This window comes from Bradyrhizobium sp. SZCCHNR1093 (genome assembly GCF_032381175.1).
Classification (GTDB): Bacteria; Pseudomonadota; Alphaproteobacteria; order Rhizobiales; family Xanthobacteraceae; genus Bradyrhizobium.
Genome location: NZ_JAUHJJ010000018.1, coordinates 47,865 through 65,544 on the forward strand (window position 1 = coordinate 47,865; position 17,680 = coordinate 65,544).

Genomic DNA, 17,680 nt, shown 5'->3' on the forward strand with positions numbered 1-17,680 from the left:
ACTTGGACGGATCGGCTTATGGACAACGGCGGAAACGGGATATTGGCGCGTGCAGATCGCCTCGGCAACTCGCTGGAGAGGCTGGCCGATTCGCGAACCAACCCGCTGAGCATCGTCGTCGATGATGTCGTGGACACCGTCACCGCTATGGTCGCAGGCCGCCGAACGTTGATGTTCGGTACCAACAGCTATCTTGGGCTCAACTTCAATCCGGCGTGCATCGAGGCCTCGGTCGAGGCTGCGCGACACTACGGGACGGGCTCCACGGCTTCGCGGGTCGCTGCAGGCAATCACCGTCTCCACGTGATGCTCGAGGAGGACATCGCGACCCTCTATGGTCGGCGCGACGCGGTGATTTTCAGCACGGGATTCATGGCCAATCTGGGCGTGACTTCGGCGCTCGCCCGCAAGGGCGACATGATTTTTGTCGATGCCCATTGCCACGCCAGCATCTTCGATGCCTGTCGGTTGAGTGGCGCCCAGGTGGAGAGCTTCGCTCACAATGACCGCAGCGATCTCGACAGCCGATTTGCACGCAGCAATGTTCCCGGACCGCAGACATTGGTGATCTGCGAGGGGCTCTACAGCGTTCGAGGCGACCTTGGCGAGCTCAAGGGGCTGACGGCCGTCGCGCGGCGCCATGGAGCGGTGGTCATCGTCGACGAGGCCCATTCGCTCGGCATCTACGGGCGCTACGGCCGCGGCATCGCCGAACATCTCGGCGTCGAAGCCAATGTCGATGTGATCGTCGGCACCTTCAGCAAGAGCCTTGGCGGAATCGGTGGCTACGCCGTGAGCGATTCGAGTGCGTTGCGCGCGCTGCGCTTCATGAGCAGGCCGTATCTCTACACCGCATCGCTCCCACCTCCGATCGTGGCGGCGGCGCGGCGGGCGCTTCACCTCATCGGAGGGGAGCCGAAATTGCGGGACGACCTCTGGCGCAACGCGCGAGCCATGCATGACGGCCTCGCCGGGATCGGCGTCCGGCCTTGCGCGGACCCCGGCCCCGTGGGGAGCATCCGGATGCCTGGGTTGGCCGCTGGCTATGAATTCTGGAAGGCACTGCTCGATCGCGGCATCTACGTCAATCTGCTGGTGCCGCCGGCGACACCCGACGGAGACGTGGTGTTGCGCTTCAGCGTCTCCGCTGCCCATACGCCGGATCAGATCCGGGCGGCGGTCGACGCCGTAGCCGAGGTGTCGAAGTTGGTGAAGCTGGCTTGATTGGAAGATGATGCTGGCGCCGCACGGCGTCGCGGCTTCGGATCGGGCTTGATGGGACGACGACGGTCGGGAAGTCATGGCAAAGACGAGCAGTCTGGGGATACTAACTGCGGCGCGCTACGCGCGACGAGTCCTTCCGCATCCATGGATCGCAACCAAGCTGATCCAGATGGAGGCTGACAAGCGGATTTTCAGCAAGTTCCGGATCAGTCGTGCGGAAGGCGAGGCCGGTAGGATTCGCCAAGCGAGCTTCCGTCTGACCGACCGCTGCAATCTGCGCTGCCATACCTGCGGCCAGTGGGGCGACAATGGCTATCTGCTCAACTCCAGCCTCCGGCATCTGAAGGAGCGCGAGATCCCGACCGGTCGCTATCTCGAATTGCTGCACGACCTCGTCGACCATGGTCATGGCCCGCTGGTCTACTTCTGGGGCGGCGAGCCGATGCTCTATGACGGCATCCTCGACCTGATCGAGGGCGCTACCGAACTCGGGCTGCCGGTGAGCATCGCGACCAACGGTACGCGGGTGGCTGCCTCCGCCGAACGGCTGGCCAAGGCGCCGCTCTTTCTGTTGCAGGTGTCGGTCGACGGCCATCGCGCTGACCTGCACAATGCGCTGCGACCGGCCGCGGGGGGCGGCGGCGACAATTTCCACGAGCTTTGCCGCGGGCTGGATGCGGTTGCCGAGGCGCGAGCGAAGCACGGCCGCGGGCTGCCCTTCATCGCCGCCCTGACCGTGATCTCGCAGGCCAACTGCAAGCATCTGGTCGACATCTACGATGCCTTTCGGGACAAGGTCGATCTGTTTGTCTTCTATCTGTCATGGTGGATCGACCAGGGTAACGCGGAGGCGCACGAGAAGGATTTCTTTCGCCGCTTCGGCTTCTATCCGACCCGCCACCACGGCTGGGTCGGAAACTGGAAGCCCAGCAGCACGGAGGCGCTGGACGATCAGCTACGGGCGGTGATGGAACGATCGTCCGGCTGGTCATCGCCTGCGGTCGCGTTGATTCCGCCGATCTCCGGCTCTGACAAGCTGACGACGTATTACACCGATCACCAGGAGCACTTCGGCTATGACGAATGTGCGGCGATCTTCCAGGCGGTCGAGATCAACAGCAACGGCGATGTCTCGCCGTGCCGCGACTACCACGACTACGTCGTCGGCAACGTCAAGACGTCGACGATCACCGAATTATGGAATTCCGAGCCGTACAGGAAGTTCCGGGCGAGCATCGGTCGCGACGGGCTCATGCCGGTCTGCGCCCGCTGTTGCGGTCTGATGGGATACTAGGCGGCTGCGGTCGGCAGGATCTGGAGGGAGTTCATGGCAGCGACACGATGCAACGTCCTCCTCGTTTATCCTCGCTTCGATCTGACGTCGTTCTGGAGCCTGACGACGACGTGCCGGATCGCCGGCAAGCGGCGCATGGAGCCTCCGCTCGGCCTGATCACCGTCGCGGCGATGCTGCCGAAGGAATGGTCGGTCCGCCTCATCGATCGCAATGCGGAGGAGGTCGGCGAATGCGATCTCGCCTGGGCCGACATGGTCATGACCGGCGGCATGATCCCGCAGCGAGCCGACACGCTGCGCCTGATCGAACTCGGTCAATCCCGCGGCAAACCGGTCGTCGTCGGCGGGCCGGACATCACCTCCAGTCCGGATGCCTACAGTCATGCGGACTTTCGCATGCCGGGTGAGGTCGAAGCGACGATGGCCGCCTTCATAGAGTCCTGGGATGCGGGCGAGCGCCGCGGGCTGTTCGAGGCGGAGAAATTCACCGTCGATGTGACCAAGAGTCCGCTCCCGCGTTTCGACCTTCTCAAGCTCGACCATTATCTGGCTTTGTCCGTCCAGTTTTCGCGGGGCTGTCCGTTCATCTGCGAGTTCTGCGACATCATCGAGCTCTACGGACGGGTGCCGCGCGCCAAGACCGTTGAACAGTTGCTCGGCGAGCTGGAGAATCTCTACCGGCTCGGTTATCGCGGCCATGTCGATTTCGTCGACGACAATCTGATCGGCAACAAGAAGGCGGTGAAGCAGTTTCTGCCGCATCTATGCGCCTGGCAAAAGGCGCACGGCTATCCCTTCACGTTCAGCACGCAGGCCTCGATCAACCTCGCCGACGACGACGTCCTCCTGCACTTGATGCGCGACGCGAATTTCGGGGCGGTCTTCATTGGGATCGAAAGCCCCAACGAGGACGCACTGCTGTCCACCCAGAAGAAGCAGAATATGCGGCGCAATCTCGCCGACTGCGTCCACAAGGTCTACCGTGCCGGAATGTTCGTGACCGCAGGTTTCGTGGTTGGATTCGACAACGAACACGAGCGGATCGCCGACGAGATGGTCTCCTGCATCGAAACGGCCGGGCTGCCGATCTGTATGGTCGGCCTGCTGACCGCGCTGCCGCAGACCCAGCTCTCGCGACGACTCGAACGCGAGGGGCGGCTGAACCCTGACGTCGATTTCAGCTTCGTCAGCAGCGCCGATGGCGGCGATCAATGCACCGAGGGCCTCAATTTCCGAACCGCCCGGGCGCGGCGCGACGTGTTGGGCGACTACCGCTCGATATTGGAACGGGTCAATCGGCCTGCGGCCTTCTTCGGCCGGATCCGGGCGGTCGCCCGCCTGCTGGTCCCGGCTCGCATCAATGCCTCGGTGCCCTGGCGGGTGGTTTTGAACGATGCGGCGACGGTCGTGCGCCTGCTCTGGTTCGTGGCCGCGCGGCGGCCGGACCTCCTGAGCGGATTCCTTGCGACCATTGCCGAATGCGCAATCCGCAATCCGAGGGCGCTCAAACAGGTGGTCTCGCTATTTCTACTCTACCTCCATGTTGGGCCGTTCTCCAAAGAGGTGATCGCAAGCCTGAACCGGCAGATCGGATCAATCGATGCCGGCCTTGCGCGGCGGCATGAACCGCCGGCGGCGATCGGTCAGGCGGCGGTCCGATCGGGCCTCTGATCAGCCGGTCTTGGCGGGAACGTCGAACGGCAGTCCGGCCCAGGTCACACGGCGGTCGAGCAGCGCCTTCAGCCACATCACGGGAAGCAGGACTTCCCGGCACAATCCAGAGAGTGGGGACATCCAGGACCAGCCCCAGCCTTTGGCCGCGAAGAAGGTGACGTCGAGCAAGACCCAGCCGAGCAGGGTCCCGCCCGCCATCAGCCACCATGGCATTCCGAAGGCTGCAGCGCCCACGGCGCCGCACAGGGCTGTGAAAGCGCCACTGACCAGCGGCTCGCCGCAGAAGGCCAGCGGCGCCTGGATTCGACGAATGACCATCCAGCGCTGGTGGCGGTCCCAGACTTCGCTGAACGGCCGCCGGCCGATCGCCTGACGGATCTCCTTGGCTGCGAACACCGTTCGCAGGCCGAGGCGTGCCAGCCCTTGCGACAGCGCGTGATCGTCGCCGAAGGCCGAAGCCATCAATCCGATGCCGCCCGCCCGTGCCAGATCTCGCCGGTCGAACAGCATGACCTTGCCGAAGCCGACGTTTGCGCCGGCGGCGGACAGTGCCAGCGTCAGCGGAGCGGCCTGCCCATTGAGGAATGCTCGCTCGAGTTCGGCGGCGAATCCGGTCGGGGCGACGGCAACCGGGATCGCGCAGACGAGGCCGACGCCGGCGGTCAGGTTCGTCATCAGATCGGCGAGTTGGTCGGGGCTCAGGAGAATGTTCGAATCCTTGATCAGGATCAGGTCGTGTTGCGCCGCTGCGATGGCCGGCGCGAGATTGCTGACTTTCGGGTTCGGAGTGATGCGCTTGTTTCCGGTCAGGATCCGCGCGCCGACCGCCGGGAATTGCGCAGCGACCTGCCGGGCGATCTCGATCATCGGCGAGTGGTCTTCCGCGGCGGCGACCAGAATCTCGCTTTGCGGATAGACTTGCGCGAAGGCGGACGTGAAGGCCGCTTCGGCTTCGAACTCCAGCCGGCGGATTGGGATCACGATCGAGACCGGCGGTCGATCATGTCGTGTAGCCAACCTGTGCCGTAAGCGAGGGTGCGCCAATGCGGCCGAGATGGTCGTGATGCGAAGAGCGCAGGAGATCGCCCACCATGCCGCTGCGGCGACCGGGAGCATCGAGAGCGCGTCCATCGCCGGCGCCTGTCACTCGTTGTAGAGTTCGGTGCGCTCGGGCACGTCGACATGGACTGCGGCGAACGCAAGGTCGGTCAAGCGCCGCGGCAACAGGCGGGTCAAATGCAGACCGAAGGCCAGCAGGCGGGGGAATGCGATGACCGCATCGCCGCGCTCCAGCCGCCGCCGTATGATGGCGGCTGCACGGTCGGCGCTCATGATGAGGGGCTTCGGACAGACGGTGTCGCGGTTGAGCGCCGTGTCGACGAATCCAGGCGCAATGGTGCTGATGGTAACGCCCTGGGCGGCAAGAGTGGGACGAAGCGACTCGGCATAGGCGTGAAGGCCGGCCTTGCTGGCGCTGTATGCGGGACAGGAGGGCAGGCCGCGCAAGGCGCCGATCGACCCGATGACGGCGATCGTCCCGCGCCCGCGCATGCACATCCGCTCCGCCAGGGGATCGATGGTGTTGATGGCGCCGATCAGGTTGATTGCGATCACGTTGCGCACGACGGCCGGATCTTCCCGCAGCCGGCCGATGCCGAGCCCAGCGGTGACCCCGGCGCCGGCGATCGCGAGCCCGATCGGGGCGGCGTCGTCGATGGCGCGGATCCATCCCGCCATTCGATCGCGATCCCGGACATCGATTGATGCGGTCGTGACGGCTGCGCCTTTGGCCCGGCATTGTGCTGCCGTTTCTTCCAGGCGGCCCTCGTCCCGACCGGACAGCGCCATGTGGATCCCCGGCGCGGCATAGTTCATCGCGAGCGCGCGGCCGATGCCGCTGCTGGCTCCCGTGATGACGATCGAGCTGGGGGCGGACATGATGTGCGATCCTCAGCCGTCGTGGCGCGCCGCGATTTCAGCGACGCATGCTGCGTACCCCGCATCGGTCGAGACGATGACGCGCAGGATCAACTGCTCGGCGCGACCGCTACTCGGCACGTCCGATGGCATTCGCTTGACAACACGACCGGAGAAGAGGAGGCGGCTGCCAACTGGAACGGGCAACAGGAAATTGCCATGGATGCGATTGATCCGCAGTGCCGGCATCCAGTCGCGGAGCGCGCCTTCGATCTGCCCCATCGCCAGCATGCCGTGGATTATCAGGCCGTCGAGACCCGCGGCGCGAGCCGTCGCGGGATCGCTGTGGAGCGGATTGTCGTCGAGCGATGCCGCCGCGTAGCTCTCGGTCTGCGCGATGTCGATCGGCCCAGTCTCGATCACCGGAAAGCTCGAGTCCGGCATCGGGCGCGAGCGGAGTGCGGCGTCGCGTGCTGCGTCGGGACGAAACGTGCGCAACAGCGTGTCGAGCGTTGCGACGATCCGCCCTTCGGAATCGCACACGGTCCCGCGCAAGAGCGTCCGGTCCGTTGGGGTCCGCTCGCGACGGGCTTCGACTGCGAAGCCGTAGTCGCGATCGGGGCCGAGGCCTTCATGATAGGTGAAGGTCTGCGATTGCTGCACGACGATTTCATCGGTGAGCCCGAGCCTGCCGATCACGGTTGGTCGGATTGCGGGAAGGCTGAGCCAGCGGATCGGAAAGGCAAACGGTACGGGGCCGAAGCGGCGCTGCAGCCCCAGCGCGGACACGAAGGCAGCGACGTCCGCCCTGTCAGCGCGGACCGCAATCGGACCGATGCTGACCTGATCCTGCGCGCTGTCCGGCCCGCTCACATCAGATCCCTCAGGGTCAATCCGCCCGCGCGACGGCGAGGCATGCGTTGACGCCTCCGAAGGCGAAGGAGTTCGAGATCGCGACGCGGATCGGCATTGCGCGCGCCGCATTGGCGACCGGGTCGATGCCGCATTTCGCATCGGCACCGAGCCAGTTGATGGTCGGCGGCGCAATGTTGTCGCGCATCGCCATGATGGTGATCGCCAGCTCGATCGCCCCGCCGGCGCCCAGTGCGTGGCCGTGGATCGGCTTCGTGGACGACACTGCGAGGCGGGGCAGCCGGTCGCCGAACACGCGCTGCAGCGCCTCGGCCTCGGCGATATCGTTGGCGACGGTGCCGGTGCCATGGGCGTTGACATAGTCGATATCGCCGGGCGTCAGCCCGGCGTCGGCGATGGCCTGTTCGATCGCGGACCGAGCGCCATTGGGGTCAGGACGAACGATGTCGAAAGCATCGCTCGACGTGCCATAGCCGACGATCTCGGCCAGCGGTTCGACGTTGCGTCGGCGCGCGGTCTCGAGTTTTTCGATCACCATGATGGCGGCGCCCTCGCCGAGCACCATGCCGTTGCGGCCGGTGGAGAAGGGCCGACAGGCATCCGGGGTCAGCACCCGCAGCAATTCCCAGGTGCGGATATTCAGCGCGGTCATTGACGATTCGCTGCCGCCAACGATCGCCCGCTCCACCGCGCCGGACCGGACCAGCGAGGTACCTACTCCGATCGCCTGGGCCGATGAGGCGCAGGCGCTCGTGATGGTGAAGGTCGGGCCAGTGCAGCCGTAGCGTATGCTCAGGTGCGAGGTGGCGGCGCTGCTCATGATGCGCGGAATGGCCAGCGGATTGAGACGGGACTTCGTCGCGTAGGCGCTGTAGCACTGCTCGTCGATGGTGGTGATGCCGCCGACGCCGGTTCCGAGAATCACGGCGGTCGTCGGCCCCTGGCGCTCCTCGCGCGCAAGGCCTGCCTGGGACAGGGCTTCGTCCGCAGCGACGATGGCAAGCTGCGCATATCGGTCGCAGAACGGCAGAACCTTGGCCTCGACATAGCTCTCCGGGGCGAAGGATTTGATCTGCGCTGCGAGCTTGATCTGGTTCGAGCCCGGCCGCTCGAACTCGAGCGGTCCCACGGCGCTTTGTCCGTCGCGGGCTGCGCGCCAGAGGGCGTCAATGCCCTTGCCGGTCGCGCAAGCCGCGCCCATGCCAGTGACGACGACGCGAGGGCGCGACACGTCAGCTGCGCTCCACCAGAATGCGGGCTTCGATCTGTTGCACGAATCCGCTCAGGTCCTTGACGTCAGCGATGCCGCCGTCGATCGGCACATAGACGCCGAACTTCTCCTCGATCGCCATCAGGATCATGACGACGTCGATGGATTGGATCTCGAGACTCTCCAGCGTCGCATCGGGGGTCGTCTTGGCCGGGTCGATCTTCCCTTCGCTGACAATGACTTCAAGGATCTGGTCGGCCAGGGAGGCGGCAGGAGCGGCCTTTTCCACATTCGATTGGGTCAATCGTGCCTCCGATTGCGTGCCAAGTTGCGCTGCCTAGTTACGGCAACTTCAAGTCAGTCTACAATGCTCTTCTCGTAGACTCCATAGGTGTGGGACTGTCGCAATCCGATCCGGGTCAGGGATTGCGCCAGGGGGTTGTTGTCGAGAACCCACCCGGCTATTGCCCGGTCGATGCCCAGCGTCGATCCGCGCTTCCAGAGTTCCTCGACCATGACGGCCGCAATTGCTGCGCGGAGAGCGCTGCTGCGGTATTTCGAGGCCATGCCGAGCAGGACAATTCTGAAGGAACGGTACTTCGCGCGTTTGATGCGGATCAACAGCTTGAGCCAGCCGACGAGGCTCGGGACAGGCCCGAGCCCGGCGGCGACATCGAACAAGTTGGGAATCGCCAGCATGAATGCTGCGGGCTCGCCATCGACCTCGATGAAAAATCCAGCGTCCGAAAACAGCATCGGCTTGAATTGGGCCGTCAGTGCACGCACATCGGACTGCGTGGTCGGGGTGAAGCCCCAATTGTCCTGCCAACCATCATTGAAGATCTGCCTCGCCAGCTCCATGTCGGCGTCGAGGGCGTCGAGATGAATGTCGCGCGTGGTGATGCCGGCGTGACGTCGCATGGAGGAGAATCGTTCGAAACGACTCTCGGTGCCGACGTCCATTCTATTGTACTCGAAGCAGAGCAACTCTCGGACGAGCGCGTATCCGGCGTCGCGAACGCGACCATCGAGATAGCCGGGATGCCATGGGAACAGCGTCATCGGCGGCTCCTGTTGCCCTTCCAGGAGGAGGCCAGATTCGCCATTGATCGACAGCAGGAACGGTCCCCGAGCCACCTTGCGCCGCTGCCGACGCAGCCAAGCCTCCGCGGCCACGAACAGCGCGTTGACGACGTCGCCGTCGTCGATCGCGTCGAGACACCCGAACAGTCCGATGTCGGCCGCTTCCGGCCCGGTGGCAGCGTGATCGATCTGGGCCGAGATGCGTCCCTGCGGCCGACCATTCCGCATGGCGATCCAATAGGCTGCCTGCCCATGCGTGAAGAATGAGTTGTGCCGGGGATCAAGCATCTGCCGCCGTTCGTAGTCGAGCGGAGCGACGAAACCCGGCATCCCGTTGTAGATCACTCGCGGCAGGACGATGAAATCGTGTAATTGCGCGCGGGTGTGGACCTGCTCGATCGTCAGCGGCGACGAGGTCGTGCGGCGATGCACCACCGCAGAAGAGGAGCGGCTGTTCTCGCCGGTTGCGGTCATGTGCGGTCTCGGGGCAAGGCAGCGGGATGGGGGCTGCCGTGGCGGTCGGGCCCTTCGGCCCCACCGCCGAGGAACCAAAGCCACTGGGCCGCGGTTCGAGCCGTATTGTAATGCGCGCGCATTTGGGCATGTCCCTGACGCGCAATGCGATCCAGCCGCACATCATCGTTCAAGATTTGCCCAATCGCGTCGCGCCATTGATCCGCGGTCTGCGCCGACGGCATGCCGCAGACCTCGCTGAAGGCGACAACATCCGGCGACCGGGCGTCGCCGATGGCCGGACATCCCCGGGCGAACAGACCACGCATGCGGCCGGCAGACTTGAGATAGGAATCGGGAACTGACGGCCGCGCCGGGACGATGCCCAGCCGGGCCTGGGCTGCCAGCGCGCACAGCGCTTTGGGCGACCAGGGGGTGTAGCGGACCGGCAGAGCGCCCCACCGTTCGCTCCGCTCCGGAAGGTTCGTGAGGATGACGAGTTCGGCATCGGTGTCGCGGCCGAGCGAAGCGAGCGCGTCCTTCAGGGCGACGAGACCATCGAGGCTTTCCCGCGTACCATGCCACAACAAGAGTGGCGGTCGTTGCGAGGGGGCCACAGCGTCGAGCGCGGCGCCGCCGCTTTCGATGAGATCGACCGTTTCGGTCTCTTCGATGAACCAGGTGCGGGAATGGGCAGTCCCTAAGAACGATGCGAATACCGGAGAGGAAACCGAGACGACATGAGCGAAGCGGTCGAGATCCGCCCAGACCCGGTCCGCGTCGTCGGGCTGCAGCAGGACGGTACGATGCGGTGAGCACAGGCCACGCGGCGGAACGGCCTTGAGGCAGAGCAGCCAATCCACCGGCGCGGTGGGGAGGCCTCCGGCATCGATCTGCCAAGGCAGACCGAGAGCTGCGACTTGACGGCGCAACTCCGGTACGACCCGATCGACATGGATGGCGGTGCTGGGCCACGGATTGGGTGTCCAGAAGTGAATGCGGAGTGGCGCGCGGAGCGGGTCGGGCGGCGGTTCCTCCGGGACAGCCACGAACCGGCCCGTTGTCCGTCCGCCGTGATGCGCCGCCAGCATGTGCCGGAAGCGAAGCTTGGCCGGCAGAAGCGGCGCCCAGCGGGGCAATGTGTTGTCCCAGATCAAGAAAGAATACCGGTACGAATTGTATTCAACGATTCTGTCGTTCTTCTCTACCGTTCTTCGCCCCGGATTGATAGATATCGGACATCTTCAAGGTTGCAATTGCCATGGCCTGCTCGTTGATGTTTGATGGCATGGCCTTCGTCCGCAGTCTGCGCAGATGCCATCACTCGCCATCAAAGTCGAGAACGTCTCCAAAGCCTATACGGTTTGGTCGTCGCCGGCGGCGCGCCTACATGGGCCACTGCTCGGGCGACTTGGCCAACTGCCGTTCCTGCCGGCCGCGGTGCGAGACACCTGCGAGCGATTGTCGCATGGCGCCGTTCGCAACTACTACGCCCTGCATGACGTCTCGCTCGAGGTGCGGCGCGGCGCCAGTGTCGGCATCATCGGCCGCAATGGTTCAGGCAAGAGCACGCTCTTGCAGCTGCTCGCTGGGACGCTGACGCCGAGCCAGGGCGAGATCGCCGTCGTCGGCAGCATTGCCGCCATGCTCGAGCTTGGCAGTGGCTTCGATCCGGACTTTTCGGGGCGTGAGAATGTCTATCTGAATGCGGCCATCCGCGGTATGAGCCGGCGGCAAACCGACGCGAAATTCGACGAAATCGCCGCGTTTGCGGACATCGGCGACTTCATCGACCAACCGACCAAGACCTATTCCAGCGGCATGACCGTCCGTCTGGCGTTCGCCACCTCCGCCTGTCTCAAGCCGGAGGTGCTGCTGGTTGATGAGGCGCTGAGCGTCGGCGACATCTTCTTCCAGCAGAAATGCATCCGCCACATGAGGGAGGCGATGGCCGATGTCACCAAGGTCTTCGTCACGCACGACCTCCAGGCGATCCGCAGCGTGACCGAATACGCCTATGTGCTCGACCGTGGCGAAATCGTCTTCGCCGGAAGCTCCAGGGATGCAGTCGATTTCTACATCAGGATGTCGCACCGCGTCTCCGACGGACGCGACCGTTCCGTGGCGGACGCCGGCTCTGCAGCGCTGGGCAGACGCGCCGCGCCGGGCGCGGACATGGACGCGAACAGGTTCGAACGGCTGCCATGGATTGATCTCAAATCGTCGCAATTGAGCGGGGCGGGGGACGTTCTGATCAGGCGGGTCGCCGTCACCAGACCTGATCTTGCTCCGGCCGGTACGGTTCAGGCGGGGGACCGGATCAGCGTCGATCTGTTGCTGGGGTGCGCCGCAACGAAGACGCACGTGATCGTCGGCTATCTGCTCAGCGACCGTCACGGCAATCAAATCTGCGGCGAGAACAGTTGTAGCCTCGCCCGCGGCGTCGTCGCACTCGATCCCGGCGAACACCTGGTGCGGCTCGAATTTGTCTGGCCGGAAATCCAGCCGGGCGACTACACCCTTACGGTCGGCATTGGCGAGGGGACGGATCCGCTGCGGCACGTCGTCCAATGCTGGGCTCATAGCGTCGTCAAGCTCAACGCCATCAGTCCTGGTCGGGCGATCCACGGCATCTTCAACAACCCGATAACGAAGCTCGACATCGTGCCGTTTGGCGATTCCACGGCCTGGCCAGCCCCCGGTTCGGCAGCGCCTCCATCAATCCGGTGTGGCGTATGATCGAGCCCGAGCATTCCGCCGACTTGTCGCAGCAACCAGCCTGGGTCGTCAGCGAACCAGCTTACGAGTCGGATGTCCTGAACCCGCAGCTCGCGATATCCCCCTGGCAGGGGCACCGCGACTTCGCCTATGATCTGGTCGGCTTTTCGCGGCCGCGCCTGATCGTCGAACTCGGCGTTCACTACGGCTGCTCCTATTTTGCCTTCTGCCAGGCGGTCAAAGATCGCGATCTGCCGAGCCGGGTCGTCGGCATCGATACGTGGGAAGGCGACGAGCACTGCGGCCACTACGGCGGCGAAGTGTACGAGACGGCAGCGAAGACGATGGCCGGCTCGTTCGCCGATGATCGCTTTGTGCTGCATCGCGCCCGCTTCGATCAGGCGACGGAAGCGTTCGACGACGATTCGATCGATCTGCTGCATATCGACGGCCTGCACACCTATGATGCGGTTCGCAGCGATTTCACCACCTGGTTGCCAAAGCTTGCCCGGGACGGAATCATCCTGATGCACGACATCGCGCCGTCATCGGGCTACGAGTCCGCCCGTTTCTGGGCAGAGATCAAGCAGCGCCATCCGCACTTCGAATTCCTGAACCGGTGGGGGCTCGGCATCCTCTTTCCCAAGGGCGAACGCTGGTACCGCGCCGGGCTCGCGGAAGGCGTGCCGGACAAGATCCGCGGCTATCTCTACCGCGGCGAATGGCTCGTCGAGCGCTACCGCGCCGCCATCGACTTGCAATGGCAGAGGGAGCAGACCGACCGCTGGTGGCAGGAAAGCGAGAGATTCAAACAGCGCGTCGGCGAACTGGAAAGACGGCAGCCTTCTGGCTGGTTGCGCGCGATCGGCATCGTTCGTCGCTCCGACGGTGATTGACGGGATGGATTGGGGATATCATCAGATGGATGACACTGTTGCGGTGATCACGCGGACCAGGAACCGTCCGTTGCTGTTGCCGCGCGCCCTGGACAGCGTGTTGGGCCAGAGCTTCGAGAATTGGATTCACGTCGTGGTCAACGACGGCGGCGATCCTGCCACGGTCGACGGACTGATCGCCCAGCGCACGGGCCGCTATGCAGGTCGTTGCCACGTCATCCACAATAATACATCGCGCGGCATGGAAGCCGCGTCAAATCAAGGCGTTGAAGCGTCATCCAGCCGCTATATCGTTATTCACGACGATGACGACGCATGGCGACCGGACTTCCTCAGTAAGACTGTGGCCTATATGGAGGCGAATGCGACGTTTCCGAAACTGGCCGGCGTGATCACCCACACGGAGAGAGTCGTCGAGTCCATCAGGGAGGACCGGATCGAGACCGTGCAACGACACGATTTCAATTCCTGGGTGAAGGGGGTGCATTTGTTTCGCATGCTGGCGCAAAACATGTTCCCGCCGATCTCGTTCCTGTTCAGGAGAGATGCGCTGGTGAAGATCGGCCCGTTCCGGGAGGATCTTCCGGTTCTGGGTGACTGGGAATTTAATGTCCGATTCCTGCAATCCTTCGAGATCGGAGTGCTGTGCGAATGCCTGGCCTATTATCACCATCGTTTGCCGGCAGGCGCGGTCGAATACAGCAATTCGGTCGTCGATCAGAGCCACCAGCATGAGAACTACAGCGTCTTCCTCCGCAACGAATGGCTTCGTCAGGAACTGAATAGCGGCCGCACCGGGATCGGCACCCTGGCCAATATTTCGTGGCAGATGTTTCTATTGGAGGCGTGGCTTCGAAAGCGGCGCCAGGACAAGGGCTTTCTTCATCGCGTCTTTCGCCGAAGAAAATTCGATTGAGCATGCAAAGCGACATGGACGCGGAACTCCAATCCAGACTTGATGACGCCGACGTCGTTTCATTCGACGTCTTCGATACGTCGATTCTTCGCGCGTTGGCGGAGCCCGATGATCTCTTTCTGTTGATGGAGCCGGCTGTGCGCCGCAGGCTCGGCGCCGATTCAATTCAGTTCGCGGCGGCGCGGCGCGATGCGGAGCGGTTGGCGCGCGAACGCGCCTGGCAAAGCCATCGTGCCCGGGAAGTCACGTTGGACGAAATCTACGACACCCTTTCCGAGTCCCTGGCTATCGATTCGGAGTTGTCTAAGGCCGTTGCTCAAATGGAGATCGAGGCGGAGCTCGACGTCTGCCGGCGCAATCCGTTCATTCATGATGCCTATCGCTGGTGCCGCGATCGCGGCAAGCGAATCGCCTTCATCTCCGATTCGTACCTTCCGAAGCAGGTGATTGCCGACCTGCTGCGGAATGCCGGCTATGACGGCTATGAAGCCTTACTGGTTTCGTCGGTCTCGAAGAAGACGAAGTCAACCGGCGAGCTCCATGCCGAAGCGCGAGCGCGCCTGCCCGGTGAAGGTCAGCGCTGGCTCCACATCGGCGACAACATCCGCGCGGATATCGAGATGGGACGGAAGCATGGAATGTCGACCTGGCATTACCGGCGCTGCATGGACGCGTATATGAGCTCTCACCGCGCCTCGAAGGTGTGGAAGACATCGGAGCCTGTATCTGCGGCAAGGTCGGTTGCGCAGGGGCTGATCGCCAACCGGATCACCCATGCAAGGCGGGACGCCGTGCCGGTCTCGCGCGAGGAGAGCTTTTGGGAGGATTTCGGCTATGTAACGGCCGGTCCGCTGTTTGTCGGCTTTACGGAATGGTTGATTGAGCAGGCTAAGGCGCGCCGCTTGGACGCCCTGTATTTCCTGGCCCGTGAAGGGCTCGTGATGCAGCAGGTCTATGACAAGCTGGCCGCCGCGACAGATGGAGCGGTCAAAGAGACGCACTATCTTTATGGTTCGAGGCGTGCGCTTAACGTGGCGGCGATCAAGGACCTCAATGAGGATGTCATCCGGTTTCTGTCGGGCGGGACATCGGTGCTTACAGCGGCGCAATTCATCGAGCGCGCTGGCGTCGACTGGCGCAAACATCAGGGAGCTTTCGGTGCGGCTGGATTTAGCGGCCCCGACCACGAGGTCAAGACGGAAGCGGACTATGGACGCCTGCGGCAATTGTTCCTCGGGCTTGCAGGACCGATCTGCGAGAACGCGTGTGAGGAACGTGAGGTTCTGCTGGACTATTTGAGCGCTTCCGGTCTGGTGGGGGGCCGTCGCGTTGGCCTGATCGACGTCGGGTGGCATGGTACGATGCAGCGGTCGATCACCGATATGCTGCGTGAGAGGGGGGATTGCCCGGAGATTACCGGACTCTACCTCGGCACATATGGGTTCGCGCACGAGATCGTTCTGCCCGACGAGAAATATCCCCACGACGCCTATCTTTTCCGGCGGGGCGAACCGGACGACTACCGGCGCTTGATCTGGGAGGGGGTCGAAGTCGTCGAATTGTTGTTTTCGGCGACGGAGGGGACGATCGTTCGTATGGAGCGCGACGCCGACGGCAACTATTTTCCGGTTAGGGCGTCCACCGATCTCGAGCCCTACAGGGTCGAGAGTATCGTGCGCATGCAACAAGGGGCGATGCAATTCGTCGACGACTATCTGGCGCTGAAGGTCCGGTTTCCGGACCTCGCCTTGTCCAAGGACGCGGCGGCGGCGCAATTGAAGCGCTTCCTGCAGTATCCGACCGAAGCCGAGGCGCGTCATGTCGGCGATATTCCGCATGGAGAAGGATTCGGTGCCGTATACGCAAGACGACTGCTGGCCTATCCGCACAGCCTGCGGATGCTGGCGCGACCGCAGTCGTTCCGATGGGTGCTCCGGCACGATTATTGGCATGCCGGCCGCAATCGTCGCGGCTCACCGGTGCAGCGCGCGGTCTATTGGCTTCTGACCCGGTAATCCCGCGGACGTCGCCGCCGGCGCGGCCAGCCCGCCGGCGGCGCCCTCCGCCTTGGTCCCATGGTCATCGCCCACAGTCCGCGCTCGTTCCATCAGTGCGAGATCGCGCGACGTCAACCCAAGGATCAGGAAGAACAGGATCACGCCCGCATATCCGAACCGATAATCCGGTACGACGATGAGGGGAAGCAGCATGACCTGATAGGCGAAAGCCACGACCAGATAGACGATCCACTCCGGTCGACGCCGATGCAGCTTCAGCCGCACTATGGCCGCCAGAAGGACGACGGCTCCGATCATCGGGAGCCAATGGCTGGAGAGCCATTGAGGCGCGGCATCGAGATAGGCATTCACCATTCCGTTCGCCTTCGGCCAAAAGAGGTGAATACGAGGATTTGAATCGATGCCGGGATGGTACGTCCAATGCCCGCGCAGGTACTCGCGCACGATGACGCTGCGGGTGTCGAGATATGCGAGCGGATAGGCCACAACGGCGCTCTCCCAGCGGCGACGCAGTTCTGCCAAGTCGTCGCCGACGACGAACCGCACCATTTCACTTTCGGGATTCGCCCATGCGATCGGAGACAGGCTGTCGCTCCAGTAGTGCCGCTGCAGCACAGCAAGATCGTTGGCGGGAAAGCTCGCGGGAGTCAGCAAGAGCTGATCGGTCCGGATCGAAATGCCGGCGAGGTCGAACAGAAAGATCCCGCCCTCGGCATGCCGGGCTTCAGGCTTGACGACTTTTGCGACGAACAGGCCTAGCGCGGCGGCGGTGAGGAGCAAGACCCCGGCGAAGCGGGCGGCGGGGAGCAATTTTCGTCCGGCCAGGACGTACTCGCCCCAAATGAACAGCGGCAGCAGGAGAACGGTCTCCGGGCGTATCGATGGCGCGAGCGCAATCAGGGCTGCGCGCGTATGGACGAGCCTGGTTGGCGCGGCCGCCGAGGACATCGCGAAGGTCGCGACGAATAGCGCGGCCACCCAGGTGTCCTTCGAGACCGCAACGAGGTGGTTGAGTACGGGTGGGAACAACGCGAATCCGAACGCGGCCAGCAACGCCGCCGGCGACGAAAGGCCATTGGCGCGTAAGGTGAGGACGACCGCATAAACGATCGCGAAGACGATCAGCGTGGTATGCCCCGCGACCAGGGACGGAGAGGCGCCGATCGTTCTCCACAGCCAGGCCACGAGAGGAGCGTGCCAGTCGTGAAAGCGGTCGCCGAGTGCCTGGCCATACAGGTCGAGCGCATCGGCATTCATCCGTCCGGGAAACGAGGGCAACGCGATCAGCGCTGATCCGACGAAGGTCAAGAGCGCCAGAGCCCAAGGCGGAAAGCGATCCTGATGCTCGGTCGTCATGAGCGCTGTGCCTGAGAAGGATACGGAATCGTCGCTGTCGGCTTGCGA

The 17,680-nt window shown here is 63.7% G+C and carries 15 protein-coding genes; 7 read left to right on the forward strand and 8 right to left on the reverse strand.

Annotated elements, in window-relative coordinates:
* The first annotated feature begins 18 nt into the window (after window positions 1–18).
* From QX070_RS31705 to QX070_RS31715, 3 genes are all read left to right on the forward strand, one after another.
* The gene (locus tag QX070_RS31705; protein ID WP_315741079.1) at window positions 19–1,224 is read left to right on the forward strand and encodes a pyridoxal phosphate-dependent aminotransferase family protein; all 1,206 of its coding nucleotides are present in this window, start codon (window positions 19–21) and stop codon (window positions 1,222–1,224) included.
* Window positions 1,225–1,300: 76 nt separating this feature from the next.
* On the forward strand, window positions 1,301–2,518 hold the full coding sequence (locus tag QX070_RS31710; RefSeq protein ID WP_315717191.1) for a radical SAM protein: 1,218 nt from the start codon (window positions 1,301–1,303) through the stop codon (window positions 2,516–2,518).
* 171 nt (window positions 2,519–2,689) lie between these two features.
* A complete protein-coding gene (locus QX070_RS31715; protein ID WP_315741080.1) occupies window positions 2,690–4,189 on the forward strand; it encodes a B12-binding domain-containing radical SAM protein in 1,500 nt (499 codons plus the stop codon).
* Here the strand turns inward: QX070_RS31715 and QX070_RS31720 are convergent, their stop codons facing one another.
* The 7 genes from QX070_RS31720 to QX070_RS31750 all read right to left on the reverse strand — a co-directional run bounded on the left by QX070_RS31720 (window position 4,190) and on the right by QX070_RS31750 (window position 10,885).
* Complete coding sequence (locus QX070_RS31720; protein WP_315741081.1) at window positions 4,190–5,323, reverse strand: glycosyltransferase; 1,134 nt, start codon at window positions 5,321–5,323, stop codon at window positions 4,190–4,192. It abuts the gene before it with no gap.
* A gap of 12 nt (window positions 5,324–5,335) precedes the next feature.
* The gene (locus QX070_RS31725) at window positions 5,336–6,130 is read right to left on the reverse strand and encodes an SDR family NAD(P)-dependent oxidoreductase (RefSeq protein ID WP_315741082.1); all 795 of its coding nucleotides are present in this window, start codon (window positions 6,128–6,130) and stop codon (window positions 5,336–5,338) included.
* A 12-nt stretch (window positions 6,131–6,142) separates the two neighbouring features.
* A complete protein-coding gene (locus QX070_RS31730; protein ID WP_315741083.1) occupies window positions 6,143–7,093 on the reverse strand; it encodes a MaoC family dehydratase in 951 nt (316 codons plus the stop codon).
* The gene (locus QX070_RS31735) at window positions 6,999–8,213 is read right to left on the reverse strand and encodes a beta-ketoacyl-[acyl-carrier-protein] synthase family protein (protein ID WP_315741084.1); all 1,215 of its coding nucleotides are present in this window, start codon (window positions 8,211–8,213) and stop codon (window positions 6,999–7,001) included. Before QX070_RS31735 ends, QX070_RS31730 begins: the two co-directional genes overlap by 95 nt.
* Window position 8,214: 1 nt before the next feature.
* The gene (locus tag QX070_RS31740) at window positions 8,215–8,481 is read right to left on the reverse strand and encodes an acyl carrier protein (protein ID WP_315741085.1); all 267 of its coding nucleotides are present in this window, start codon (window positions 8,479–8,481) and stop codon (window positions 8,215–8,217) included.
* Window positions 8,482–8,549: 68 nt separating this feature from the next.
* Window positions 8,550–9,749: a hypothetical protein gene (locus QX070_RS31745; protein ID WP_315741086.1), complete on the reverse strand. Its 1,200-nt coding sequence runs from the start codon at window positions 9,747–9,749 to the stop codon at window positions 8,550–8,552.
* A complete protein-coding gene (locus QX070_RS31750) occupies window positions 9,746–10,885 on the reverse strand; it encodes a hypothetical protein (RefSeq protein ID WP_315741087.1) in 1,140 nt (379 codons plus the stop codon). Before QX070_RS31750 ends, QX070_RS31745 begins: the two co-directional genes overlap by 4 nt.
* A 157-nt stretch (window positions 10,886–11,042) precedes the next feature.
* Here QX070_RS31750 and QX070_RS31755 point away from each other — a divergent pair, with 157 nt between their 5' ends.
* From QX070_RS31755 to QX070_RS31770, 4 genes are read left to right on the forward strand one after another with little or no spacing between them, the layout of a single operon-like run.
* Window positions 11,043–12,467 carry an ABC transporter ATP-binding protein gene (locus QX070_RS31755; protein WP_315741088.1) on the forward strand — a complete coding sequence of 475 codons (1,425 nt, stop codon included), beginning with the start codon at window positions 11,043–11,045 and terminating at the stop codon, window positions 12,465–12,467.
* Window positions 12,464–13,342 carry a class I SAM-dependent methyltransferase gene (locus QX070_RS31760; protein ID WP_315741089.1) on the forward strand — a complete coding sequence of 293 codons (879 nt, stop codon included), beginning with the start codon at window positions 12,464–12,466 and terminating at the stop codon, window positions 13,340–13,342. The genes QX070_RS31755 and QX070_RS31760 overlap by 4 nt, the downstream gene beginning before the upstream one ends.
* 25 nt (window positions 13,343–13,367) lie before the next feature.
* On the forward strand, window positions 13,368–14,258 hold the full coding sequence (locus tag QX070_RS31765; protein ID WP_315741090.1) for a glycosyltransferase family 2 protein: 891 nt from the start codon (window positions 13,368–13,370) through the stop codon (window positions 14,256–14,258).
* A 2-nt stretch (window positions 14,259–14,260) separates the two neighbouring features.
* The gene (locus tag QX070_RS31770; RefSeq protein ID WP_315741091.1) at window positions 14,261–16,273 is read left to right on the forward strand and encodes an HAD family hydrolase; all 2,013 of its coding nucleotides are present in this window, start codon (window positions 14,261–14,263) and stop codon (window positions 16,271–16,273) included.
* Here the strand turns inward: QX070_RS31770 and QX070_RS31775 are convergent.
* Window positions 16,232–17,632 carry a hypothetical protein gene (locus QX070_RS31775; protein WP_315741092.1) on the reverse strand — a complete coding sequence of 467 codons (1,401 nt, stop codon included), beginning with the start codon at window positions 17,630–17,632 and terminating at the stop codon, window positions 16,232–16,234. The genes QX070_RS31770 and QX070_RS31775 overlap by 42 nt on opposite strands.
* Window positions 17,633–17,680: the final 48 nt, after the last annotated feature.

Coding starts and splice junctions, on each gene's coding strand:
- QX070_RS31705 (WP_315741079.1), top strand. CDS start 19: ATGGACAACGGCGGAAACGGGATATTGGCGCGTGCAGATCGCCTCGGC.
- QX070_RS31710 (WP_315717191.1), top strand. CDS start 1,301: ATGGCAAAGACGAGCAGTCTGGGGATACTAACTGCGGCGCGCTACGCG.
- QX070_RS31715 (WP_315741080.1), top strand. CDS start 2,690: ATGCTGCCGAAGGAATGGTCGGTCCGCCTCATCGATCGCAATGCGGAG.
- QX070_RS31720 (WP_315741081.1), bottom strand. CDS start 5,323: ATGGACGCGCTCTCGATGCTCCCGGTCGCCGCAGCGGCATGGTGGGCG.
- QX070_RS31725 (WP_315741082.1), bottom strand. CDS start 6,130: ATGTCCGCCCCCAGCTCGATCGTCATCACGGGAGCCAGCAGCGGCATC.
- QX070_RS31730 (WP_315741083.1), bottom strand. CDS start 7,093: ATGCGGCGCGCGCAATGCCGATCCGCGTCGCGATCTCGAACTCCTTCG.
- QX070_RS31745 (WP_315741086.1), bottom strand. CDS start 9,749: ATGACCGCAACCGGCGAGAACAGCCGCTCCTCTTCTGCGGTGGTGCAT.
- QX070_RS31755 (WP_315741088.1), top strand. CDS start 11,043: ATGCCATCACTCGCCATCAAAGTCGAGAACGTCTCCAAAGCCTATACG.
- QX070_RS31760 (WP_315741089.1), top strand. CDS start 12,464: ATGATCGAGCCCGAGCATTCCGCCGACTTGTCGCAGCAACCAGCCTGG.
- QX070_RS31765 (WP_315741090.1), top strand. CDS start 13,368: ATGGATGACACTGTTGCGGTGATCACGCGGACCAGGAACCGTCCGTTG.
- QX070_RS31770 (WP_315741091.1), top strand. CDS start 14,261: ATGCAAAGCGACATGGACGCGGAACTCCAATCCAGACTTGATGACGCC.
- QX070_RS31775 (WP_315741092.1), bottom strand. CDS start 17,632: ATGACGACCGAGCATCAGGATCGCTTTCCGCCTTGGGCTCTGGCGCTC.